The sequence below is a fragment of the Gemmatimonas sp. genome (genome assembly GCF_044376735.1).
In the GTDB taxonomy this organism is placed as follows: domain Bacteria; phylum Gemmatimonadota; class Gemmatimonadetes; order Gemmatimonadales; family Gemmatimonadaceae; genus Gemmatimonas.
Genome location: NZ_JBILKJ010000249.1, coordinates 1 through 3,074 on the forward strand (window position 1 = coordinate 1; position 3,074 = coordinate 3,074).

At 65.7% G+C, this 3,074-nt stretch carries 1 protein-coding gene; it reads right to left on the reverse strand.

Annotation, left to right across the window (positions count from 1 at the left end):
- Positions 1-57 precede the first annotated feature (57 nt).
- Complete coding sequence (locus ACIRA7_RS16205) at positions 58-2,688, reverse strand: M14 family zinc carboxypeptidase (RefSeq protein ID WP_396221872.1); 2,631 nt, start codon at positions 2,686-2,688, stop codon at positions 58-60.
- Positions 2,689-3,074: the final 386 nt, after the last annotated feature.

Genomic DNA, 3,074 nt, shown 5'->3' on the forward strand with positions numbered 1-3,074 from the left:
ACCCGACTCTCAAACTCGCCACTCCACACTCACGTGAGTGCCGGCCGCAAGCACTCCCTAGTAGCTCCCCCCCAACAGTACCGCATTCGCAAAAATCGGCAGCGTCCCACGCTGCTGATCCCGGTACACCGGATCGTGCGCGAACATGATCACACGTCCGCGTCCGGCCCGCTCGGTCCACAGGTACGGCGAGCCGCCAAGCTTCGCCGCGGCTTCGGGCCAGTAGTAGCCCGCAATCCGCACCCGCGCCGCCGGGGCGAAGCGCATCACGGCGTCACCGGCCGCGAGGTCTTTCGGGATCGTGAATACGCGATCGCTGTTCACGAACACCGGCATTTCGCGGTTCAACACCCCGGCCATGAGCGGCGACAGGGTGTCGATCGTGGCGCGGGCCAGCACACCCGGCAAGCTGCTCGGCAACGGCGCGCCACCGGTGCTGTCGGCGCGGGTGGAGTCGCGCTTCACCCGCGTACGCACGAGCCCCACGCGCTCCTGCGCCACCCACGCACTCGCCGCGTCGATCGTGATCAGCACGCCGCCGTTGCGCACCCAGTCGGCCAGGCGCGCGCGACCGGCGTCACCCAGTACCCGATCGAGGGCACCGGCCTGCACCGACGGCACGATGAGCGTGTTGAAGCCGCTCATGTCGCCACCCGCCACGAAGTTCGCGTCAACCAGGGTACTGGCGTAGCCGATGCGCTGATCCATCGCGTACCACGCAAAGCCGAACGACGACCCGTTCACCGGCGCCCCACCCAGCAACGCCACCTTGGGGCGCTGTACCGGGATCACCGAATTGCTCCCCAGGTCGGTGCCTTCGTCCACACCGGCCGACGGAATGGAGGCCAGCTGTGCACCGGCTTCGGCGGCGCGACGCATGACCACCTCGTGCATGTCCGCGCGATTGAGCGCGGCACGAATCACGAAGGCGCCATTGGGAAACTTGTTGGCTTTCGATGTGAACGAATACGGGGCGTACCACACGCGCACCGAGTCGGTGAGCAGTGACGCCAGCAAACGAATGCTCGACTCGCTCCCCGGCGCAAAGGCATAGCCGTACACCGAGCGGGCCGGCGCCACGAATGTGCGCGGCATGTCGGTCACCAACGCCAGTGAGCCCGGCACCGCCGACAACGCGTAGGCATCCACGCGCCACGCCAACGGCAGCGACCATGCGGTCATGTCGTAGAAGCGATTGCGCTGCCCAGTGCGACGCAGCTCCAGTTCGAACTTGATGAACGCCGAATCGAGTGCGGCATCGGGCTCCAGCAACGCCTTGGCCAGATACCCCTGCGGCTGCGCGAGATCGACGACATAGCTGCCGGCCTTGGCGGTCATCACGGGTACGGTGCCACCAGCATACATGGTGGCGTTAGCCACCGAGACATCCGCCGTGAGGCGCTGCACCTCGATGCCGTTGTCGCGCAGCTTCTGCACGAGCGAATCAGCCCGACCTTGGCCGTCGCGCGCCAGCATCACCGCCCGCAGCGGCCCCTTGCCGTTCACCGTGATCGCGTTCGCACGCGCTGTCGTATAGTCGCGTACCAACTCCGTGCGCCGACGCGCCGACGTCTTCACCGTGGCCCACTCGGCCGTAAAATGCTCGAACGCCGCTTGGCGGAGCGTGCGCAGCGTACCGTCGTTGCGCATCACGGCACCGCCTGAACTCGACGCGCTCTCGAACAGCATGCCGACGGAGCCCGTGAGCATGGGCCACCCTTCGCCGTAGCCCGGATAGAACGAGTCGTAGCCTTCACGACGGAAGTACGACCAGCCATGCACATCGAACGCTGCGCCATGGGCTGCCGCGAAGATGTCGAACCACTTGGGCAGGTGCGCGGGATTGTTCTTGTTGTCGGGCTCACGCGGTGGGGCAAAGTAAAACGAGGAGCTGCTCCCCTGCTCGTGCAGGTCCACCGCCACATGTGGCCACCACTTCATGTACGTGCTCACGCGCCCTTTCGTCTCGGGGTGTGACTGCGCGTACCAGTCGCGATTGAGATCGAAGTAGTAGTGCGAGGTGCGCGGCCCCGGCCACGACCCGGCGTTGTTGAGCGCACCGGGCTCACTGGCCACACCCTGCGCGCTGCCGTAACGCTCGATGTCGTGCGTGTGCCGCTCGCGTCCGTCGGGATTCTCGTTGGGGTCGATCAGCACCACGGTGCTGTCGAGCGCCAGCTTGGTATCAGTATCGGTGCCGGCGGCCAGCTGGTACAGCAGCGCCAGCCCCGCTTCGGCGCCCGACGCTTCACCACCATGCACGGAGTGCTCGAGCCACACGATGCTGGGAATGCGTTTCACCGCGGCATCGATGTCGGCGGCACTGGCCCCGCGCGGATCGGCGAGGCGCTTGGCATCGCGCTGAATCTCGGCCAGCCGCGCCATGTTGGCTTCGCTCGAGATGGTGATGATGAGCATCTCGCGCCCTTCGAACGTGCGGGCCACGGTGTCCACCTTCACCCGCTTGGAGGCGGCGGCAATGCGCTCGATGTAGCGCATCATGGCGCGCTGCGGGGTGAAGCGGGCGCCGATATCGTACCCCAGGATCTGCGCGGGAGTGGGCACGCGCGGATCGAAGGTGGCGCCGGGGTCGGCGAAGGCATGCTGTGCCTGCGCCGGGCTGGCCGCGAGACCGCCGGCGAGTACCGCGGCGGCTAGAGCGGAGCGGAAAAATGATGAGGTCGACATCCCGACAACTTCGCGCCATGCGGGCGATCTGTCACGGGGGCTACGGCTGAATCCAGACTCGCAACGGCAACAGCAACAGCAACAGCCAGAACACGGATAGCACGGATCACACGGACAACAACACGGATAAGCAAACAGCGATTATTCAACGAAGCGTGAATGGCACGCCGATTGGCTTATCCGTGTTGTTTCCGTGTCATCTGCGTGATCCGTGTTCTGGCTGTTGCCGTTGCTGTTGCCGTTGTAGCTAGCTGTTGCTGTTCCCTACCGCGCTACCTTCACTTCCACCGGCTCCACACCCGCCCCGGTGTACATGGCTACCGAAAGCCGCCCGCTTTCAAACGCCACGCGGTCGGCATAGGTCAACGGGAACGACCCACTTCCCG